This window comes from Pseudomonas rhodesiae, assembly GCF_007858255.1.
Lineage (GTDB): Bacteria > Pseudomonadota > Gammaproteobacteria > Pseudomonadales > Pseudomonadaceae > Aquipseudomonas > Aquipseudomonas rhodesiae.
Genome location: NZ_VFEU01000012.1, coordinates 85416 through 105375, shown reverse-complemented (window position 1 = coordinate 105375; position 19960 = coordinate 85416). Strand labels below are relative to the sequence as shown.

The 19960-nt window shown below is 60.9% G+C and carries 21 protein-coding genes; 9 read left to right on the top strand and 12 right to left on the bottom strand.

Features of this window, described 5'->3' with window-relative positions:
• Position 1: 1 nt before the first annotated feature.
• Complete coding sequence (locus tag FIV35_RS18525; protein WP_034138509.1) at positions 2-790, bottom strand: AraC family transcriptional regulator; 789 nt, start codon at positions 788-790, stop codon at positions 2-4.
• A gap of 85 nt (positions 791-875) precedes the next feature.
• Here FIV35_RS18525 and FIV35_RS18520 point away from each other — a divergent pair, with 85 nt between their 5' ends.
• The gene (locus tag FIV35_RS18520) at positions 876-1874 is read left to right on the top strand and encodes a bile acid:sodium symporter family protein (protein WP_034098567.1); all 999 of its coding nucleotides are present in this window, start codon (positions 876-878) and stop codon (positions 1872-1874) included.
• A gap of 179 nt (positions 1875-2053) precedes the next feature.
• Positions 2054-3241 (top strand): sugar transporter, encoded by a 1188-nt coding sequence (locus FIV35_RS18515; protein ID WP_034138508.1) that lies wholly within the window; start codon positions 2054-2056, stop codon positions 3239-3241.
• Between the two features lie 27 nt (positions 3242-3268).
• Here FIV35_RS18515 and FIV35_RS18510 read toward each other — a convergent pair whose 3' ends face one another.
• Both FIV35_RS18510 and FIV35_RS18505 read right to left on the bottom strand, forming a co-directional pair.
• Positions 3269-3883, bottom strand: coding sequence for a hypothetical protein (locus FIV35_RS18510; protein ID WP_146375038.1), 615 nt, complete (start codon positions 3881-3883; stop codon positions 3269-3271).
• 44 nt (positions 3884-3927) lie between these two features.
• A complete protein-coding gene (locus FIV35_RS18505) occupies positions 3928-4338 on the bottom strand; it encodes a hypothetical protein (protein ID WP_080761450.1) in 411 nt (136 codons plus the stop codon).
• A 229-nt stretch (positions 4339-4567) separates the two neighbouring features.
• Here FIV35_RS18505 and FIV35_RS18500 point away from each other — a divergent pair, with 229 nt between their 5' ends.
• Both FIV35_RS18500 and glsB read left to right on the top strand, forming a co-directional pair.
• On the top strand, positions 4568-4912 hold the full coding sequence (locus tag FIV35_RS18500) for a hypothetical protein (protein WP_034098564.1): 345 nt from the start codon (positions 4568-4570) through the stop codon (positions 4910-4912).
• A 55-nt stretch (positions 4913-4967) separates the two neighbouring features.
• Positions 4968-5876, top strand: coding sequence for a glutaminase B (glsB, locus tag FIV35_RS18495; RefSeq protein WP_034098563.1), 909 nt, complete (start codon positions 4968-4970; stop codon positions 5874-5876).
• 1 nt (position 5877) lies between these two features.
• On the opposite strand, the gene mddA is transcribed toward glsB, so the two are convergent.
• From mddA to FIV35_RS18470, 5 genes are all read right to left on the bottom strand, one after another.
• Positions 5878-6645 (bottom strand): methanethiol S-methyltransferase, encoded by a 768-nt coding sequence (gene mddA, locus FIV35_RS18490; RefSeq protein WP_052198971.1) that lies wholly within the window; start codon positions 6643-6645, stop codon positions 5878-5880.
• 133 nt (positions 6646-6778) lie between these two features.
• Entirely contained in the window at positions 6779-8047 is a 1269-nt protein-coding gene (locus tag FIV35_RS18485; RefSeq protein WP_034138506.1) for an NAD(P)/FAD-dependent oxidoreductase, read from the bottom strand.
• The gene (locus FIV35_RS18480) at positions 8044-8796 is read right to left on the bottom strand and encodes an amino acid ABC transporter ATP-binding protein (protein ID WP_034098558.1); all 753 of its coding nucleotides are present in this window, start codon (positions 8794-8796) and stop codon (positions 8044-8046) included. Before FIV35_RS18480 ends, FIV35_RS18485 begins: the two co-directional genes overlap by 4 nt.
• Complete coding sequence (locus FIV35_RS18475; RefSeq protein WP_034098556.1) at positions 8793-9461, bottom strand: amino acid ABC transporter permease; 669 nt, start codon at positions 9459-9461, stop codon at positions 8793-8795. The genes FIV35_RS18480 and FIV35_RS18475 overlap by 4 nt, the downstream gene beginning before the upstream one ends.
• Positions 9458-10240, bottom strand: a complete 783-nt coding sequence (locus tag FIV35_RS18470; protein WP_034138505.1) for an ABC transporter substrate-binding protein — start codon at positions 10238-10240, stop codon at positions 9458-9460. Before FIV35_RS18470 ends, FIV35_RS18475 begins: the two co-directional genes overlap by 4 nt.
• A 215-nt stretch (positions 10241-10455) precedes the next feature.
• On the opposite strand from FIV35_RS18470, the gene FIV35_RS18465 reads away from it, so the two are divergent.
• Positions 10456-11235 (top strand): IclR family transcriptional regulator, encoded by a 780-nt coding sequence (locus FIV35_RS18465; RefSeq protein ID WP_034098552.1) that lies wholly within the window; start codon positions 10456-10458, stop codon positions 11233-11235.
• A gap of 231 nt (positions 11236-11466) precedes the next feature.
• Here FIV35_RS18465 and FIV35_RS18460 read toward each other — a convergent pair whose 3' ends face one another.
• Both FIV35_RS18460 and FIV35_RS18455 read right to left on the bottom strand, forming a co-directional pair.
• Entirely contained in the window at positions 11467-12711 is a 1245-nt protein-coding gene (locus tag FIV35_RS18460) for a saccharopine dehydrogenase family protein (RefSeq protein WP_034098551.1), read from the bottom strand.
• A 28-nt stretch (positions 12712-12739) separates the two neighbouring features.
• Positions 12740-13837, bottom strand: coding sequence for a carboxynorspermidine decarboxylase (locus FIV35_RS18455; protein WP_034138504.1), 1098 nt, complete (start codon positions 13835-13837; stop codon positions 12740-12742).
• A 184-nt stretch (positions 13838-14021) separates the two neighbouring features.
• Here FIV35_RS18455 and FIV35_RS18450 point away from each other — a divergent pair, with 184 nt between their 5' ends.
• Both FIV35_RS18450 and metE read left to right on the top strand, forming a co-directional pair.
• Positions 14022-14687, top strand: coding sequence for a DUF2268 domain-containing putative Zn-dependent protease (locus FIV35_RS18450; protein WP_034138503.1), 666 nt, complete (start codon positions 14022-14024; stop codon positions 14685-14687).
• Between the two features lie 117 nt (positions 14688-14804).
• A complete protein-coding gene (gene metE / locus FIV35_RS18445; RefSeq protein ID WP_034138502.1) occupies positions 14805-17093 on the top strand; it encodes a 5-methyltetrahydropteroyltriglutamate--homocysteine S-methyltransferase in 2289 nt (762 codons plus the stop codon).
• 55 nt (positions 17094-17148) lie between these two features.
• Here metE and FIV35_RS18440 read toward each other — a convergent pair whose 3' ends face one another.
• Positions 17149-18303, bottom strand: coding sequence for an acetyltransferase domain-containing protein (locus FIV35_RS18440; RefSeq protein ID WP_034138501.1), 1155 nt, complete (start codon positions 18301-18303; stop codon positions 17149-17151).
• Between the two features lie 124 nt (positions 18304-18427).
• Between FIV35_RS18440 and FIV35_RS18435 the strand changes: the two genes are divergently transcribed.
• Both FIV35_RS18435 and yfcF read left to right on the top strand, forming a co-directional pair.
• Positions 18428-18982 (top strand): DUF924 family protein, encoded by a 555-nt coding sequence (locus tag FIV35_RS18435; RefSeq protein ID WP_034138548.1) that lies wholly within the window; start codon positions 18428-18430, stop codon positions 18980-18982.
• 95 nt (positions 18983-19077) lie between these two features.
• Positions 19078-19710 carry a glutathione transferase gene (gene yfcF / locus FIV35_RS18430; protein WP_034138500.1) on the top strand — a complete coding sequence of 211 codons (633 nt, stop codon included), beginning with the start codon at positions 19078-19080 and terminating at the stop codon, positions 19708-19710.
• On the opposite strand, the gene FIV35_RS18425 is transcribed toward yfcF, so the two are convergent.
• On the bottom strand, positions 19685-19957 hold the full coding sequence (locus FIV35_RS18425) for a hypothetical protein (RefSeq protein WP_034098540.1): 273 nt from the start codon (positions 19955-19957) through the stop codon (positions 19685-19687). The genes yfcF and FIV35_RS18425 overlap by 26 nt on opposite strands.
• Between the last annotated feature and the right edge of the window lie 3 nt (positions 19958-19960).

Below are 19960 nucleotides of genomic sequence, written 5' to 3'. Positions count from 1 at the left end.
CTCAGCGGAAAAACTCCCCCGGCGTGGCATCGAACTGCTGGCGAAACGCATTGATGAACGCCGACGTCGACTCATACCCGCTGGCCAGCGCCACGTCCGTGACCCGTTCGCCATGTTCCAGGGCGGGCAGGGCGCTGAGCAGGCGCAGGCGTTGGCGCCAGGCGCGGAAGGTCAGGCCCGTGTCGTGCAGGAACAGGCGGCTGAGGGTTTTTTCGCTGACCCCCAGTTTGTCGCTCCATTGCCCCAAGGTGGTTTGCTGCTCCGGGTGGAGGTTGAGGCTGCGGTAGATTTGGCGCAGGCGCGGGTCCACCGGTAGCGGCAGCATCAGGTCGACCTGCGGCGCGGCGGCGAGTTGGTCGAGGATCACCTGGGCCAGCCGCCCGTCGGGCCCGTCCTCGGCGTATTCCACCGGCAGTTCGCTGAAGCTGCGGATCAGCTCGCGCAGCAGGTTGCTCACCTCCAGTACGTGGCAGTGCGCGGCCGCCCATTGGGTGACGCTGCAATCGAGGTACAGGCTGCGCATCTCGGTGTGGGGCGTGCTGTACACCCGGTGCGGCATGCCCGCCGGAATCCACACGGCTCGTTGCGGCGGAGCGACAAAGCGGCCGGCGCTGGTCTGGATCTCCAACACCCCGGAAATCGCGTAGGACAATTGCACCCACGGGTGACTGTGGCGGCGGGTCAGTGCGCGATTGGGCAGCGATTCAGTGCGCCCGTATACCGGCCGTGGCAGGCTGGACAGCCCGGGAATGCTGCGGCGCACGGTGTTGGCATGTCCTTTAGGCGGCATTTACTGGCTCGTTGGCGTTAGTCGGTAACAAAGCGTTACGTTAGAGTCGCCATGACGCTCTTGGCAACCCCTGGATGACCTCACTATGACTCGGCCCCGCTTTCTGCCCGACAACTTCACCCTCACGTTGATCGCGACGGTGATTCTCGCTTCCTTGCTGCCCGCCAGCGGCCAGACCGCCGTGGCATTCGGCTGGGTCACCAACCTGGCTATCGCGCTGCTGTTTTTCCTGCACGGCGCCAAACTGTCGCGCCAGGCCATCGTGGCCGGTGCCGGCCACTGGCGTCTGCATCTGCTGGTGTTCAGTCTGACCTTTGTGCTGTTCCCATTGCTGGGCCTGGCACTTAAGCCGGTGCTGTCGCCGTTGATCGGCAAAGACCTGTACATGGGCATGCTCTACCTCTGCGCGTTGCCGGCCACGGTGCAGTCGGCGATTGCCTTCACCTCCCTGGCGCGCGGCAATATCCCGGCGGCGATCTGCAGCGCAGCGGCGTCGAGCCTGTTTGGGATCTTCCTCACACCGTTACTGGTGACCCTGTTACTCAATGTCCATGGCGACGGCGGCTCCACGGTCGATGCCATCGTGAAAATCAGCGTGCAGTTGCTGCTGCCGTTTATCGCCGGGCAGATCGCGCGGCGCTGGATCGGCGAGTGGGTAGGGCGCAACAAGGCGTGGCTGAAATTCGTCGACCAGGGCTCGATCCTGCTGGTGGTGTACGGCGCGTTCAGCGAGGCGGTCAACGAAGGCATTTGGCACCAGATCCCATTGTGGGAGCTGGGCGGGCTGGTGGTGGCCTGCTGCGTGCTGCTGGCGCTGGTGTTGGTGGCCTCAACCGTGCTGGGCAAGGCGTTTGGGTTCAATCAGGAGGATCGCATCACCATCCTGTTCTGCGGCTCGAAGAAAAGCCTGGCGACTGGCGTGCCGATGGCCCAGGTGCTGTTTGCCGGGGCGAGCATGGGCGTATTGATTCTGCCGCTGATGCTGTTTCACCAGATCCAACTGATGGTGTGTGCGGCGCTGGCACAGCGTTATGCCAAGCGTGCGGAAAGTATTCCGGAGTTGATGGCGCAGGTGGATCCTTGATGTTCTGCTGCGCTGGCTCGGCTCAGGTCAAATCGGGTGTTTATATGCTCGCTGTCACCACGTTCTGATGCTGCGCTGCTCAAGAGCATCAACACCCGACCGAGAAACCTATAGAATGCTCGGCGGCGGCGCTTGTCCTGGGTGGCCGCTCGATCACCGTCAGAGTACCGCGCCCGTCAATGAGCCTTTCAACCGCAACTCCCCAGCCCAACTGGCAACCGGTCATCGCCCTGGCGTTGGCCGCTTTTGTGTTCAACACCACCGAATTCGTCCCCGTCGGGCTGCTCAGTGCGATTGGCGCCAGCTTCGACATGCCCATCGCCAACGTTGGTCTGATGCTCACGATTTATGCGTGGATCGTCTCGCTGACCTCGCTGCCGGTGATGCTGCTGACCCGCAACATTGAGCGGCGCAAGTTGCTGATCGTGCTGTTTGGGTTGTTTATCGCCAGCCATATCCTGTCCAGTGTCGCCACCAGCTTCGGCCTATTGATGGTCAGTCGCATCGGCATCGCCTTGTCCCATGCGCTGTTCTGGTCGATCACCGCGTCCCTGGCCGTGCGCCTGGCGCCGCAGGGCAAGCAAGTGCAAGCCCTGGGCCTGTTGGCCACCGGCACATCCCTGGCGATGGTGCTGGGCATTCCCCTGGGGCGCCTGCTCGGCGAAGCCATGGGCTGGCGCACAACGTTCCTGGTGATCGCTGCCTTTGCGGCGGGCCTGGTGTTCTGGCTGGCGCGTACTTTGCCGCTGTTGCCGAGCCAGAACTCCGGCTCCCTGCGCAGCCTGCCACTGCTGTTCAAGCGCCCGGCGCTGGTGGCGTTGTACGTGCTTACGGCAATGACCGTGACCGCGCAATTCACTGCCTACAGCTACATCGAACCGTTCGTCGAAGGCGTGGCAGGCCTGGGCGGCGGCGCCGTGACCCTGATCCTGCTGGTGTTCGGCGGCGCCGGCATCATCGGCTCGCTGCTGTTCAGCCTGGTACATCGCTTCAACCCGCACCTGTTCGTGGTCGGGACGGTGTTCCTGCTGGCGGGTTGCCTGGCGCTGTTGCTGCCATTGAGTGGCGCCGAATCCTACCTGGTGGGCTTGAGCGTGTTCTGGGGCATGGCGATCATGGGCTTCGGCCTGGCCATGCAGTCCAAGGTGCTGGTGCTGGCACCCGACGCCACGGATGTGGCCATGGCGATGTTTTCCGGTATCTACAACATCGGCATCGGCGGCGGCGCCCTGATGGGCAGTTGGGTCGGCAGCCATTTCGGCTTCGCCTGGATCGGCGCGGCGGGCGGGTTGCTGGCGGCGCTGGCGTTGGTGGGGTATTGCCTGGCGATTCGGCGGTTTGGGACGGGGGTGGTGCCGCGGGAGTAGCCAACCAATTGGCTACTCCGGGTTTTGTCAGCGAGGGACGTGGTTGCGTCCATACATCATCAGGAATCGGTCCAGTTCAGAAAAGCTGCGCTGAGGCATGGCTACTAGGACCTGCGACATAAAGTCTTTGAGCACTTGAATGTCATTCCAGCTGGATGGCCGTTTCTTGCGTTTCTGGGACGGGCGCACTGTCTCGAACAGGGCGTTCATCGCGCGAAAGTTGTGCTGATCGATAATGGGCAGAGGCGCGCTGTGATGTACAAGGTGCGTGATGTAGGCAGACGTGATGTAGGTCGTTTGCCGTTTGAACTGCGCCTGCCACCATTGGAAGGTTTGGTCTGGCGCTTGAGCGCAACCGGAACCGATGAACCGTGGCCAGAGCGCCTCCACCTCTGCAATCAGGTTGCGATGGCGTTGTGGGTAGTTCGGTTTACCCCAATGGCCCCACTTCCACAGCAGCGAATCTGCAATCTGTGGGTTCTGGGCTGTTCGCGCTGAGTAAGAGGTCTTGAATGCTTGGTAATGGGCTGCCGGATACTTGAGGAAGTCGTACTCGTTCAGCACCGCGTCAAACACGGGAGCAATCCGAGCAGCGATCAGTGTGGCTTCTGAAGGTGTGGTTTTCGAAAACAATGGGGTCATGTCTTAAGTGCTTGCCTGGTCAATGATGTGTGCGGAATGTGCAATCAGCTGTGATTGCACGCCGGGTACCTTCCCCATGTGCATACATATTCCCAGAGCAGCTTGCGCTCCAAATGCTTGATGTAGGCGGTGGTGTAAGGCATGCCCATGCTCACCGGGCAAGTAGACACCCAGATATGTTCGGCGGGCGTTGTTTCAAGCAGCGTCAGCCTGAAGGTGTTCCCTCCCGAGTGTCCGGCCCGTTCGCTGAAAGCCGATACATTGAATTGACGCAGTCGATCAGCCAGGCTCTGACCGGTGGTCTCACCGATATAAATAGTCGCATCGCAATTTCGATGAGTATCTGGTTTGTGTTTGCTGCGCGCGATGAAATACACCCCGGGTAAGTGTTTATCGGGCAGTTCGCCACGGTCGGACCACGGGTGCCACTTTGAAAAACCTACTTCGCCTGACATATGTGTTCATCGTCCTTGTTGAGGTCAAGGGCGCTGATCCTATCTCAAAACATGGCTATGGGCCATCATTGTTGGCTGCGGTCGTTCTGCTGGCGATAGCCTTGGAACGCACCTATGTGGGAGGTTGCGCGAGGGTCAACCTGGCGCCTATCTAAGTTCATGGGACGGTGCAGCACCTGGGCATTTGAACTACTTTGATTGACGACCGATCCCTGCCCGGTGATGACTGATGCGTACGTTCTGGAAGCGATATGTGGCCCTGCTGGAAAACGACTTGAGTGCGCAGATTTTCGATAACGTGAAAAACCTGCTGGTGTGCGCGCTGCTGTTCGCCGCTGGCACCAATACGTTGCTCGGGCAGCAGCCGCTGTTTATCGGAGTGTTCGCCGCTAACGTAGCGGGGTGGGGGCTGATTGTGTTGTCGAGCATGCTGATGCTGTTGAACGTCAGCGATGGCATCCGCCGCCTCGCCAAGTTGCGCTATCACCTGGCGCTGCAAGTGCTGTTGATCCTGGTGTATCTGGTCGTGGCCGAGCGAGTGGTAGAGATTGTGTGGGGCTTTCGCGCCCACTGAAGTATCCTGCGCGCCCCGTTTACCACTGATTCAATCCACGATGACAGGACAAGACATGCAGGCGCTGCTGGAGTCGATTCTCGACGAAGTGCGCCCTTTGATCGGCCTCGGCAAAGTCGCCGACTATATCCCCGCGCTGGCCGATGTGCCGGCCGACCAACTCGGTATCGCGGTGTACGGCAACGACGGCTCGGCTTACTGCGCCGGCGACGCCGATACGCTGTTCTCGGTGCAGAGTATTTCCAAGGTGTTCAGCCTGGTGCAGGCCATCGAACACGGCGGCGAGAGCATCTGGGAACGCCTCGGTCACGAGCCGTCGGGGCAGCCGTTCAACTCCCTGGTGCAGCTGGAATTCGAACGCGGTCGCCCGCGCAACCCATTCATCAATGCCGGCGCGTTGGTGATCTGCGACATCAACCAATCGCGCTTCGCCGTGCCAATCCTATCGATGCGCGATTTCGTGCGGCGCCTGTCCGGCAACCCGCAGATCTTGGTCAATAGCGTGGTCGCCGATTCCGAAGCCCAGCATGGCGCGCGCAACGCAGCCATGGCGTATCTGATGAAATCCTTCGGCAACTTCCACAACGACGTGGACGCGGTGCTGCACAGCTATTTCAACTATTGCGCGCTGCAAATGAGCTGCCTGGACCTGGCCAAGGCGTTCAGCTTCCTGGCCAACGAAGGCGTCAGCGCCCACAGCGGCGAACAAGTCCTCAGCGCGCGCCAGACCAAGCAAGTCAACTCGATCATGGCCACCAGCGGGCTGTATGACGAAGCGGGCAACTTTGCCTATCGCGTGGGCTTGCCGGGCAAGAGCGGTGTGGGCGGCGGGATCGTCGCGGTGGTGCCGGGGCAATTCACGGTGTGCGTGTGGTCGCCGGAGTTGAACGCGGCGGGGAATTCGCTGGCGGGGATCAAGGCGTTGGAGTTGTTGAGTGAGCGGATTGGGTGGTCGGTGTTTTAAGTCATCCAGGGTCTTTTTTACGCGTCGCCGTCCACGGCAAAATCATGCCTACCTCCTTCTGGTAGCGGCGATAACGTTCACCGAACGTCGCCACCAGATCCCTCTCTTCAAAGCGGGCGCCAATGAAGAGATACACCGTCATCCCCAGCGCAAACAATAGATGCCCGGCGGTCATGTGTGGCGTCGCCCAGAAGGCGATCAGAAAGCCCAGGTACAAGGGATGACGTACCCGTTTGTAGAACAGCGGCGTGCTGAAGGTGGGCGTTTGTGGTGGGACGGCGCGCCAATGGTCGAGGGGCTGCTTGAGCCCGAATAGCTCGAAGTGATTGATCAGAAAAGTCGACACCAGCGCAATGCCCCAACCCAGCCAGAACAGGCCAACCAGCAGGGCCTGGGCCCATGGCGCTTCAACCTGCCATAGGTTGAACCTCATCGGTTGCCACAGCCAGAACACCATTGCGAGCATCAGGCTGCTGAGCAATACATAGGTCGAGCGTTCAATCGGCGCCGGGACGATTGCCGTCAGCCACCGCTTAAAGCGTTTGCGCGCCATGACCGAGTGCTGGATACCGAATAGCAGGATCAGCGCGCTATTGATCGACAGAGCGGCCGGCCACGCCATATACACGCCGTCGTTGATGTTCTTGGGCACGGCCAGGCTGCCAACGAAGCCGATCAGATACAAACAGGTGAACAGGAACACCCCGTAGCAGCACGCGCTGTACACCAGGCCGATGACCCCGGCGATGGGTTTGTTGTTGACGTTCATGAGCGTGTTTTTCCCACAGGATTGATGGACCGCAAAACCCGCCATTCAGCCAGTCCAGGCTTAAGCCTAGCGGGTTTTGCAGACCGAGCGACCTATGAGAAATGACCGTTCTCAATGCGTTTGGAAATCGGATTCAGCTGATATTGAGCCGATCCAGCAAGCTGTACCACGCCACCCCCGCACCGATGTAGAAGCGTTGCAGCCCATGCATCGGCAAGCGTTGCAGCGGCGTCACCGGGTAGGCGAACTGCGCCTGGCGGTCACACAATCGCCCGGCCAGTTGCTGGCCCAGGCTGGTACACAAGGCGATACCGCGTCCATTGCAACCCAGCGCCAAGGTCAGCCCGGGTGCCGGTTCATGTACGTGGGGCATAAAATCCCGCGTGATTGCGATCCGTCCAGCCCAGCGGTACTCGAACTCCAGCGGACCCAGTTGCGGAAACAGCAGCGCCAGGGAGCGTTCCAGGTGCGCGAAATCCGTGGGCGAGGTGGGGTCGTTGAACAGCCCGCGCCCGCCCATTAGCAAGCGCCCATGGCTGTCTTTGCGCCAATACAGCAGCAGGCGTTGCGCGGTGGAGACGGTTTCCTGCCCCGGCAAAATGGAATCGGCCGCGCGACCGCTGAGGGGCTTGGTGGCGACGATGAAGCTGTTCGCCGCAAGAATGCTCTGGGCCATGCCCGGCCACAGGTTGCCGCTATAGCCATTGGTCGCGAGTACCACTTGATCGGCGGTCACATGGGCACCGCCGGCGGTGTTTAGTAGCCAACCTGCGCCGCTGCGCTGTAACCCGGTCACCGCACTTTGGCCGTGAATCCGTGCGCCGGCCGCCAATGCCGCGCCCACCAAGCCACGGGCGTATGCCAACGGCTGAATCGCCCCGGCGCGGCCATCCAACCAGCCGCCGGCGAAGGCCTGACTGCCCATGCGCGCGGTCACCGCCGCGGCATCCAGCGGTTGCACCGGCACCCCCCGGCGGGCCCACTGATCTGCTCGCGCGTGCAGGCCGGCCACGCCTTTATCGGTGTACGACACTTGCATCCAGCCTTTACGCACCGGTGCGCAATCGATGCTATGGCGCTTGATCAAATTGAATACCAGGTCCGCCGAATTCGACACCGTCGAAATCAATGGCTCGGCCCGTTCCGGCCCGTACATCTGTACCAATTGCTCCGGGTCGTATTTGAGCGTCGGGTTGACCTGCCCACCATTGCGCCCCGAAGCGCCCCAGCCCGGCTCGTGAGCCTCCAGCACACACACGCTGACCCCGCGCTCGGCCAAATGCAGTGCAGTCGACAGGCCGGTGTAGCCGGCACCGACAATCGCCACATCCACCTTCACCGATTCGCTCAACGCAGGCGTCGGCACAACCGACGGCGCCGTCGCCGACCACAATGACTTCATGACAGGCTCCGCGTGTTACCGGTGGGGTGCAGCACGCGGCGTAGGAAGTCCTGGGTGCGTGCGTGTTGCGGATTGCCCAACACCTCTTCGGCCGGGCCGCTTTCAACGATGTAACCGCCATGCAGAAAGCACACGCGGTCGGCCACTTCGCGGGCAAAACCCATCTCGTGGGTGACCACGATCATGGTCATGCCTTCGTCGGCGAGGGTGCGCATTACCGCGAGCACGTCGCCGACCAGCTCCGGATCGAGGGCCGAGGTGGGTTCGTCGAACAGCATCGCGTCGGGTTTCATCGCCAGAGCGCGGGCGATGGCTACGCGTTGCTGCTGGCCGCCGGAAAGCTGTTCGGGGTAAGCGTCGGCCTTGGCGCTCAGGCCGACTTTTTCCAGTAATACCAGTGCTTCTTCGCGCACTTGCTGCGGCGGTTCGCCCTTTACATACAGCGGGCCTTCCATAACGTTTTCCAGCACTGTGCGGTGGGGGAACAGGTTGAAGCGCTGGAACACCATGCCCATGCGGCTACGCAAGGCGTGCACGGTTTTGCTGCCCCGTTGTACGGTTTCGCCGAATACCGTGATCACGCCGCCATCGTAGGCTTCCAGCGCGTTGATGCAGCGCAGCAGGGTGGATTTGCCCGAGCCCGATGGGCCGATCAAGCAGACCACTTCGCCCTTGGCCACATCCAGGTCGACGCCGTGCAACACGCGATGGCTGCCGTAATGTTTTTGCAGTTGGCGAATCTCGATCATGCTTTTTTCCTCCGGCTCAGGTGCTGTTCCATACGGCGCAGGCCGTACACCAGCGGCAGGCTCATCAGCAGGTAGAGCAGGGCGACCAGGGTGTAGACGGTCATGTTCTGGAACGTGGACGAGGCGATCAGCTGACCCTGGCGGGTCATTTCGGCCACGGTGATGGTGGACACCAGCGACGAGTCCTTGAGCATCATCACCAGGGTGTTGCCATAAGGCGGCAGTGCGATGCGAAACGCCTGGGGTAGGATCACCCGGCGCATCATCAGCGCTGAACGCATGCCCAGTGCTTCGGCGGCTTCACGCTGGCCCTGTTCGACGGCGATGATGCCGGTGCGGAAGTTCTCCGCTTGGTACGCCGAGTAGGCGATGCCCATGCCGATCACGCCGGCGTAGAACGCCGTCAGGTGCACGCCCATGTCCGGCAGCACGAAGTAGATGTAGAACAACTGCACGATGATCGGCAGGCCCCGGATCACGTTGATGATGGTGCTCGCCGTCCATGACAGCGCACGGATCGGCGACAGCTTGAGCAACGCCAGCACCAGGCCGATGGCACTGCTGAGCAGGAACGACAGCACGGTGATCTGGATCGTCACCCAGGCGCCTTGCAGCAAAATCGGCAAGAAGTCTTGGGCGTTTTGCAGGAATTCGGCCGGGCTCATGGGCGCACCTGGGTGTCGAGCCCCCACTTCTTGAGGATGCTGTCCAGGGTGCCGTCCGCCCGGATGCTGGCGATGGCGCTGTTCAAACGTTCAAGGGTCTGTGCATCGCCTTTGCGTACCACCAGGCACACTTCGCCGACGTTCGTAGGCTGATAGCCGGCGGCCAGTTTCACGCCTTTGAACAGCTTCTGACGGATCTGATAGGCCACCACCGGTTGATCGCCCACCGCAGCCTTGATGCGGCCGAGGGACAGGTCGCGGACCATCTCGCCAATAGAGTCGTAGGTGCGGATCTCCTTGAAGATCCCGAGCTTGTTCAATTGGTCATAGAACACCGTGCCGGCTTGCACGCCGACCACTTGGTCTTTCAACGGCTGCAGGTCCGGGTAGGCGGTGTTGTCGTCGGCGTTGACGATCAGGCCCTCACCGTAGGCGTACACCGGCGCGCTGAAATCCACCACCTTGCTGCGCTCTGCGGTCTTGAGCATGCCGGCGGAAATGAAGTCGAGCTTGCCAGCGGTGAGGGAGGGGATCAGCGCAGCGAAGTTGGTCTGCTCGATCTGGCTGGTAAAGCCGCCGGCCTTGCCGACAGCCTCGGCCACATCGACCATCACCCCCTGGATGCTGTTGCTCTTGATGTCGAGGAAGGTGAACGGCGAACCACTGGCGGTCGCACCGACTTTGTACGTGGTTGCACTTTCAGCGTGCGTCGTGGTGACGCACAGTGCGACGCAAAGACCAAACGCGAGACGGCGGAACAAGGGCGAAAGACTGTTCATCGGGTTACTCCAGGAGGAAAACGGAAAGTCAGTAGCGCAAGCGGCTGCCGATGAAACCGCAAGCTCTGTGCCATTTCGATACTAAAAAATCGCATAGCGCGGTATAAAATCGACAAAATGAACTATTCGTATCGATATGCGATACTTAATGGTCTGTTTTCGTGTTTTCAGGTACAAATAGTCCCACGCCTGATTGACCTGACCGTGAGTTCGCCATGTCCGAAGAACGCAACAGCTTGCACAACCAATCCCTGGAAAAAGGCCTGTCGGTGCTTAAGGCATTCAGCGCCCAGCGCCGCAGCATGAGCCTCGCAGAGGTGGCCGAGGCGGCCGGGATGACCAAAAGCTCGGCCCAACGCATGGTGTTTACCCTCGAAAGCTTGGGTTACCTTCGGAAACACTCCCGCACCCGGCATTACCAACTCACCCCACGGGTATTGGAACTGGGCTTCAGTTACCTGGATGCGCATTCATTGATTGAGGTGGCCAACCCGTTTCTCTCCGAGTTGACGCGGCTGACCGGCGAAACCTCGTGCTTGACCGAACCGGCAGGCTACGACATGACCTACATCGCACGCTTCGTCAGTTCAGGCTTTGTGCCGGTGCATATGCCGATCGGCTCGCGGGTGCCGATGTATTGCACGGCGTCGGGGAGGGCGTATTTGAGCGCGCTGCCGGCGCAGGAGGCGTTGGGCTTGATCGAGCATAGCCAGCGTATTGCACACACCAGCCATACGTTGACGGATGTGGCCGCGATCATGGCGTCGCTGGAACAGGTGAGGGAGCAGGGGTACGCGGTGAATACCCAGGAGTTGTTCCTCGGCGACATGACCATCGGCGCGCCCGTGTTGGGTGCCAATGGCCGCCCGGTAGCAGCGGTGCATGTGGTGGCGCCGACCAGTCGATGGAGCAGGGCGGACGCGGAGCGGCAGTTGGCGCCTGCGCTGTTGCAGTGTTCGCGGGCATTGAGTAATTCGGCGCGGAACCTGGAATAACCGGCAACGCAGATGCGGGAGAGGGCTTGCCCTAAAGCCTGTCAGTTAAGGACTCAGTGAGTGATTTTCTGCCCTGGCTGAGTACGCCGTATGATCCAGACCAGGCAATGATTATCAAAGGTGGGAGGGGGCTTGCCCCCGATGGCAGTGTGTCAGCCAACCTATCTTTGCTGATCCACCGCTATCGGGGGCAAGCCCCCTCCCACATTGCGTTCGGTCCGCTATCGCCTATCAGGCCATTGCATCCCAGGCCCGATCACCGTGCTCGTCTTTGATCCGAGTCGGTAAGCCCATCACATCCAGTGCTTTCAGGAACGGTTCGGCCGGCAGTTCCTCGACGTTGGCCATGCGTTGCACGTCCCATTCGCCACGGGCTACCAGCAGCGCGGCGGCTACCGGTGGTACCCCGGCCGTGTAGGAGATGCCCTGGCTGTCGGTTTCGGCGAAGGCTTCTTCGTGGTCGGCGACGTTGTAGATGAACACCTCACGCGGCTGGCCGTCCTTGGTGCCTTTGACCAGGTCGCCGATGCAGGTCTTGCCGGTGTAGCCAGGGGCGAGCGAAGACGGGTCGGGCAGCACGGCCTTGACCACCTTCAACGGCACCACTTCCAGGCCTTCGGCGGTGGTGACCGGTTTTTCGGAGAGCAGGCCGAGGTTGTTCAGCACGGTGAACACGTTGATGTAGTGCTCGCCGAAGCTCATCCAGAAACGCACGTTGGGCACGTCGAGGTTCTTCGACAGCGAGTGCACTTCATCGTGGCCGGTCAGGTACAGATTCTGCGAACCGACCACAGGCAGGTCGTCGGTGCGTTTGACTTCGAACATGGTGTTGCTGGTCCACTGGCTGTTCTGCCAGCTCCACACCTGTCCGGTGAATTCGCGGAAGTTGATTTCCGGGTCGAAATTGGTGGCGAAGTACTTGCCATGGGAGCCGGCATTGACGTCAAGGATGTCGATCGAATCAATGCGGTCGAAATGCTGTTGCTGCGCCAGCGCGGCATACGCGTTGACGACACCCGGGTCGAAGCCCACGCCGAGAATGGCGGTGATGTTCTTCTGTTGGCACTCTTGCAGGTGGTTCCATTCGTAGTTGCCGTACCACGGCGGGGTCTCGCAGACCTTGCCCGGCTCTTCGTGGATGGCGGTGTCGAGGTACGCTACGCCCGTGTCGATGCAGGCACGCAGGACCGACATGTTGAGGAACGCGGAACCGACGTTGATGACGATCTGCGATTCGGTCTCGCGGATCAGGGCCTTGGTCGCTTCCACGTCCAGGGCGTTCAGCGCGAAGGCTTGGATATCGGCGGGAACCTTGAGGCTACCCTTGGCCTTGACGCTGTCGATGATGGCCTGGCATTTGGAGATGTTGCGCGACGCGATAGCAATACGACCGAGTTCGTCGTTGTGCTGCGCGCACTTGTGGGCCACCACCTTGGCGACACCTCCTGCACCAATGATAAGAACGTTCTTTTTCAATTGCTTTATCTCTCCTTTATCCGCCAGCTTACGAAAGGCTGGACAGGTAGTCGTCGTAACCAAATTCACGAACCACCTCGACTGTACCGTCGAGTTGTTTCACTACGATGGACGGCATTTTCAGGCCGTTGAACCAGTTTTTCTTGACCATGGTGTAGCCCGCGGTGTCGATGAACGACAGCCGATCGCCGATGGCCAGCGGACGATCAAATTGATATTCGCCGAAGATATCCCCGGCCAGGCAGGATTTGCCGCACACCATGTAGGTGTGTTCGCCTTCGCTAGGCGCCAGCTTGGCGTTGAGGCGGTAGATCAGCAGGTCCAGCAGGTGGGCTTCGATGGAGCTGTCCACGACGGCGAGGTGTTTGCCGTTATAGAGGGTGTCGAGCACGGTGACTTCCAGGGAGGCACTGTTGGTGATCGCCGCTTCACCCGGTTCCAGGTAGACCTGCACGCCGTACTTCTCGGAGAACGCCTTCAAGCGTGCGCAGAATGCGTCCAGCGCATAGCCTTCGCCGGTGAAGTGGATGCCGCCGCCTAGGCTGACCCATTTGACCTTGTGCAGCAGCGCGCCGAAGCGTTCTTCGATGGTGCCGAGCATCTTGTCGAACAGGCTGAAATCGCCGTTCTCACAGTTGTTGTGGAACATGAAGCCGCTGATCTGCTCGATCACGCCTTCGATCTTCACCGGGTCCCATTCGCCCAGGCGGCTGAACGGACGCGCCGGGTCGGCCAGCAGGTAGTCGGAGCTGCTCACCTGCGGGTTGACTCGCAGGCCGCGGGTCTTGCCTTCGGAACGTTCGGCAAAACGCTGCAACTGGCTGATGGAGTTGAAGATGATCTTGTCGCAGTTCTCCAGCATCTCTTCGATTTCATCGTCGGCCCAGGCCACGCTGTAGGCGTGCGCCTCACCTTCGAACTTCTGGCGGCCGAGCTTCAACTCATACAGCGACGACGACGTGGTGCCATCCATGTATTGCTGCAGCAGGTCGAACACCGACCAGGTCGCAAAGCACTTGAGCGCCAACAGCGCCTTGGCGCCGGACTGCTCGCGCACGTAGGCGATCTTCTGCATGTTGACCAGAAGCTTCTGTTTATCGATGAGGTAGTACGGCGTTTTGATCATTTTTCAGAGCCTGCGGCGGTGCCTGCCAAAAAAGGACACGCATTGTGCCCGCACTTGGAACAGATCGAAAGGTTAGTGGGCGGATTTTGCCGCCCCCGTTTAATCTGGCCTGCCAATATGACAGGCCGTCAGTATGATGGCCCCCTTCGATGATGGAACCGATTCAGGACGACGAGAGGTGAGAATGGATGCATGGACACTGCACTGGCTGGAAGCCTCGGGCTCCTTGGCCGAGTGTCGCCGCGAGGTGAGCGCGACATTCGAAAGTGCTTACCGCGCGATTGCTGGCTGGATGCCGCCGCCGCGACTCGACGTACTGATCCAGCGTCTGCCCGGCGAAACCCTTGCCGAACTGGGTCTGGTCGGACGGGCCTACCGCAGCACGATGTTCTCCATGACCCTGGACCCCGACAACCCTCACTTTGCCCACAGCCTCCACAACGGCGCGCTGCAACGTCACATTGTGCACGAGGTGCATCACTGCCTGCGCATGGCCGGTCCCGGCTACGGCTGGACGTTGGGAGAAGCGCTGGTCAGCGAAGGGCTGGCGGGGCAGTTCGTGGCGCATCTGCTCGGCAGCGCAGCGGAACCCTGGGAGCGGGCGTTCAGCCTTGAAGCGCTGCAAACCGCGCCTGTGCCGATGGGTGAACTTGAGGCGCGGTATTACGACCATAGCGCCTGGTTTTTCGGCACTGGCGACAAGCCTCGGTGGTTGGGGTATGCGTTGGGGTATCAGATGGTCGGGCGTTGGCTGGCGTCGGTTGGCGAGCCAGGCGTGGAGGCGTGGCTCAATGTTTCGGCGCAAGAGGTGATGGCGGTAGGGCTCAAGGAGGGCTTGCTGAGTTGGTAATAGCCAGTATCTGATCATGAGCTATATTCGTGATCATCTAGAATAAAATGAGTTTGTTTCACGATCGGTGTCTGCCGACAATGCCTGCCATTACTTACGGCATTGGAGTTGCACGTCATGGCAGTCGCACATTCCCTCGGGTTTCCACGCATTGGACGCGATCGTGAATTGAAAAAAGCCCAGGAAGCATTCTGGAAGGGCGAACTCGACGAAGCCGGCCTGCTTGCCGTTGGCCGCGACCTGCGCAAGGCCCATTGGGATATGCAGAAACAGGCGGGCATCGAGCTGTTGCCGGCCGGCGATTTTGCCTGGTACGACCAGGTGCTGACCCACTCGCTGATGTTCGGCGTGATCCCCGAGCGCTTTCGTCCTGCCGATGGCCAGGCCACGCTGCATACCCTGTTCGCCATGGCCCGGGGTGTCAGCGACAGTTGCTGCGGCGGTGCCCACGCCCAGGAAATGACCAAGTGGTTCGACACCAACTACCACTACCTTGTGCCTGAGTTCAGCGCCGACCAGCACTTCCACCTTGGCTGGGATCAGTTGTTCGATGAGGTCAAGGAAGCCCGCGAGCTGGGCCACAGCGTCAAGCCAGTGATCATTGGTCCGCTGACTTACCTGTGGCTGGGCAAAGCCAAGGGCGGCGAATTCGACAAGCTCGATTTACTCGACCGCCTGTTGCCCCTGTACGGCCAGATCTTCCAGCGCCTGGCCGAGTTGGGTGTGGAATGGGTACAGATCGACGAGCCAATCCTGGTGCTCGATCTGCCGCAGGCGTGGAAAAACGCTTTCGAACGCGCTTACAACCAAATCCAGCGCGACCCACTGAAAAAACTGCTCGCCACCTACTTCGGTGGCCTGGAAGAAAACCTCGGCCTGGCCGCCAACCTGCCGGTGGACGGCCTGCACATCGACCTGGTACGTGCGCCGGAGCAATACCCGACCATCCTCGACCGTTTGCCGGCTTACAAAGTGTTGTCCCTGGGCGTGGTCAACGGCCGCAACGTCTGGCGCTGCGACTTGGAAAAAGCCCTGGCAACGTTGCAGCACGCCCACGAACGGCTTGGCGATCGGTTGTGGGTGGCGCCGTCGTGCTCGTTGCTGCACAGCCCGGTGGACCTTGGCCGTGAAGACCAACTTGATGCCGAGCTGAAAAGTTGGCTGGCATTTGCGGTACAGAAATGCGCCGAAGTGGCCGTGCTAGCCCAGGCAGTCGACCAACCCGACGCCGCCAACGTACGCGCCGCGCTCGCTGAAAGTCGCGCCGTGCAGGCCGCTCGCGCGGCGTCGCCACGTATCCATAAACCGGCGGTGCAGGCGCGCGTGGCGGCCATCACCGCCAGGGACAGCCAGCGCCAGTCGCCGTTTGCCCAGCGTATCGAGCAACAGCGCGCCGGCCTGAATCTACCGCTGCTTCCCACGACCACCATCGGTTCATTCCCGCAGACCGCGTCGATTCGCCTGGCGCGTCAGTCCTACAAGCAAGGCAAGTTGAGTGAAGCCGAATACGTCGAAGCCATGCACAGTGAGATTCGTCACGCCGTCGAGGTGCAGGAACACCTCGGGCTGGACGTGCTGGTACACGGCGAAGCCGAACGTAACGACATGGTTGAGTATTTTGCCGAGCAACTGGATGGCTATGCGTTCACCCGTTTTGGCTGGGTGCAGAGCTATGGTTCGCGTTGCGTGAAGCCGGCGGTGATTGTCGGCGATCTGAGCCGTCCGCACGCCATGACCGTCGAGTGGATCCGCTACGCTCAGGGCCTGACCCGCAAGGTAATGAAAGGCATGTTGACCGGCCCGGTGACCATGCTGATGTGGTCATTCCCGCGCGAAGACGTGAGCCGCGAAGCGCAGGCTCGGCAACTGGCCCTGGCGATTGGCGATGAAGTGCTGGACCTGGAAGCCGCGGGCATCCGCATCGTGCAGATTGACGAAGCGGCATTCCGTGAAGGCTTGCCGTTGCGTCAGGCGCAGTGGCAGTCCTACCTGGCTTGGGCCACCGAAGCGTTCCGCTTGTGTGCCGCTGGCGTGCGCGATGAAACCCAGATCCACACGCACATGTGCTACAGCGAGTTCAACGACGTGATCGAGTCCATCGCGGCCATGGATGCCGATGTGATTACCATCGAAACCTCACGTTCGGACATGGAACTGCTGGAGGCCTTCGAAGCCTTCGATTACCCCAACGAGATTGGCCCGGGCGTGTATGACATCCACTCGCCTCGCGTGCCGGATGCTTCGGAGATGGCCAACCTGCTGCGCAAGGCGGCTCGGCGCATCCCCGCCGAGCGGCTGTGGGTCAACCCCGATTGCGGCTTGAAAACGCGGGGTTGGGCGGAGACGGAGGCGGCGTTGATTCATATGGTCGCCGCCGCCCGCCAATTGCGTGCCGAGTTGGCTTGAATGGGGAGGGGGCTTGCCCCCGCCCAGATTTGTGTCGGATCAAAGGTACTTAAGCTCAAAGGTACTTAAGCCAGGCCAGGTCGCGGCGGCGATCCTTGAGCCTGGCGAACCAGCGCACGGGCGGGTAGAGCGCCAGGGGCAACATCAACGCCAGCAGCCACACTGCACCCACAGAGTCGAAGCCGAAGTAGTTGCCATGGTTGAGACCGAACAGCGCGACACAGGCGATATACAGCACCTTCAGCACATAAAGATGCAGCAGGTAAAAGAACATTGGCACCGAACCCATCACCGCCAACACCCCGATCCAGCGTCGATGCCCAGCGCGTTCAAACGCCAATAACAGCAGCAGGCCTATGCCCAGGGTCAACGCCAGAAACAACAGTGAAGGCGGGTACTTGGTCACATTGAAAAAACTCATCATTGTTTGCACGCCTGCGTCATACGCCTGCCACGGCTTTTCGCCGTAGCCGTTGATGGTGCGCAACACCACAAAACCCACCAGCGCGCTCACGCCCGCCAGTCGCAGATAACGCTGACGGGTGCCGGGCGGCGTGGCATTGGCAAACCACGGTCCCAGGCCGTAACCCAGGGCAATCACACCGATCCACGGCAACACCGGGTAGGTGACGCGCAGGCGCAGGTTGTCGCTGACATCGATCCAACTGCGCTCATGCAGCATCGACCATAGGGTTTGCAGCGCCGAGCCTGGCGCAAAGTGCACACCATCGAGCAGGTTGTGCCCGGCGATAAGCAGCAGCGCGAACACGATCAACAATGGGCGCGGCAACCACACCAGCGCGGCCAGGGCGAGCATGCTTACGCCGATGGCCCAGATCACCTGCAGGTAGATCACGCTGGGCGGCAGTTGGAAGGTCCAGGCGAAGTTGACCAAGGTGAATTCCAACACCACCAGAAACAGCCCGCGCTTGAACAGAAACGCGGACACGTCGCGCCGTCCCTGGTACTTCTGACCGTACAACCACGCCGACAGCCCGGTCAGCAACACAAACACCGGCGCGCACAGGTGGGCGAGGGTACGGCTGATAAACAGCGCCGGCTCAGTGCTGTCGATGTTCATGGGGTCGCCGACCTGGCGGTGCAGTAAGAAGGTCTCGCGTACATGGTCGAGCAACATAAACAGAATCACCAAGCCGCGCAGGGCGTCGATGGAGAGCAGGCGTTGGCGCAGGGGAGGGGCGTCGGTCATGGGCTAGAGTCGCAGGGTAGAGATAAGCGGAGTGTTATCCTATAACATTCAGGTGCGCAGCGTCCTGCTTCTGATACCTTCTGCGGTATTCGCTCAACCCTCACTGGAGGCCGCCACCGTGACCCTGCATGACGCAACAACCAGCCATACTCCCCACAGCGTTGTTGATTTTTGGAAAACCGCGGGCCCCAAACGCTGGTTCGCCAAGAACGACACCTTCGATGCCACATTCCGCGACAGGTTCTACGCGACCCATCTGCAAGCCGCTCGTCGCGAGCTAGAGGGCTGGCTCGATTCAGCGGAAGGTGCGCTGGCCTTGCTGATTCTGCTTGATCAATTCCCGCGCAATGCCTTTCGCGGCACGGCGCATATGTTCGCCACCGACCCGCTGGCACGGCTATATGCAGAGCGTCTGCTCGACGCCGGCCTGGATCAGCAGGTGGAGCCGGCCCTGCGGGCATTCTGCTACTTGCCGTTTGAACACTCCGAAGACCCTGCCGACCAGCAACGCTCCCTGGACCTCAACCAGCACCTGGACGCGAGCACCTATCACTGGGCCAAGGAACACGCGCGCATCATCGAGCGCTTTGGGCGTTTCCCCCATCGCAATGCCGTGTTGGCGCGGGTCACTACCGCAGAGGAACAGACGTTTCTGGACGCAGGAGGCTTTGCCGGCTAAGTGCTATTCCTGCCGGGAATGCCCCCATAAAAAGCCTGCATTGTCTTTATCGTCGCCGATCTCGTAGCGTAGGGCTTCATTTCAAGGAGATCGCCATGCACCACGAACCGCTGCGTCTTTATGTCGATTCGCTCTACACCAGTCCGTACGCCATGTCGGTCTTTGTCACCCTGCGGGAAAAAGGCCTGGCTTTCGACACCATTCCCGTGGACCTGGACGCTGCGCAGAACCAGGCAGCCGATTACACCCGGTTGTCGCTGACGCAACGGGTGCCGACCCTGGTTGAGGGGGACTTTGCATTATCGGAGTCTTCCGCGATCACGGAGTATCTGGATCAGGTCTACCCGCACACGCCGGTGTACCCGACCGACCCAAAGCAGCGGGCCAAGGCGCGCCAAGTGCAGGCATGGTTGCGCAGCGATTTACTGCCGATTCGCCAGGAGCGCTCGACGCTGGTGGTGTTTTGCGGGCAGAAGATGCCGCCGTTGTCGCCGGTGGCCGAAGCGGCCGCGGCCAAACTGATCGCGGCGGCCCAGGCGCTGCTGGCGGGTAATCCGGATTATCTATTCGGCCAGTGGTCGATCGCCGATGTAGACCTGGCGGTGATGCTCAACCGCTTGATCCTCAACGGTGACCCGATGCCTGCCGAGCTGGTGGCGTATGCGCAGCGCCAATGGCAACGCCCATCGGTACAGGCATGGGTCAATCAGCAACGTCCGGCGCTGTAGCCGGTTCGGTCAATTGCGCGGCACGCCGGTCGAGGTCTTCCCAATCGGCCATGCCCAGCACCCGCGTGGTGTTCAAACCGCGCAGGTAACCGCGCAGTTGGTGGGCGCTGGCCTGGAAACGGTCGGCGTCCACCGTCTTATCCTGCAGCACCTGCTCGTACTCGGCCAGGTAATCGGCGACCCGATCGCGAAACTCCGGCAGGACGGCTTCGCGGATGCGGTCGAAGGTTTTCTGGTGGGGCTTCATGGA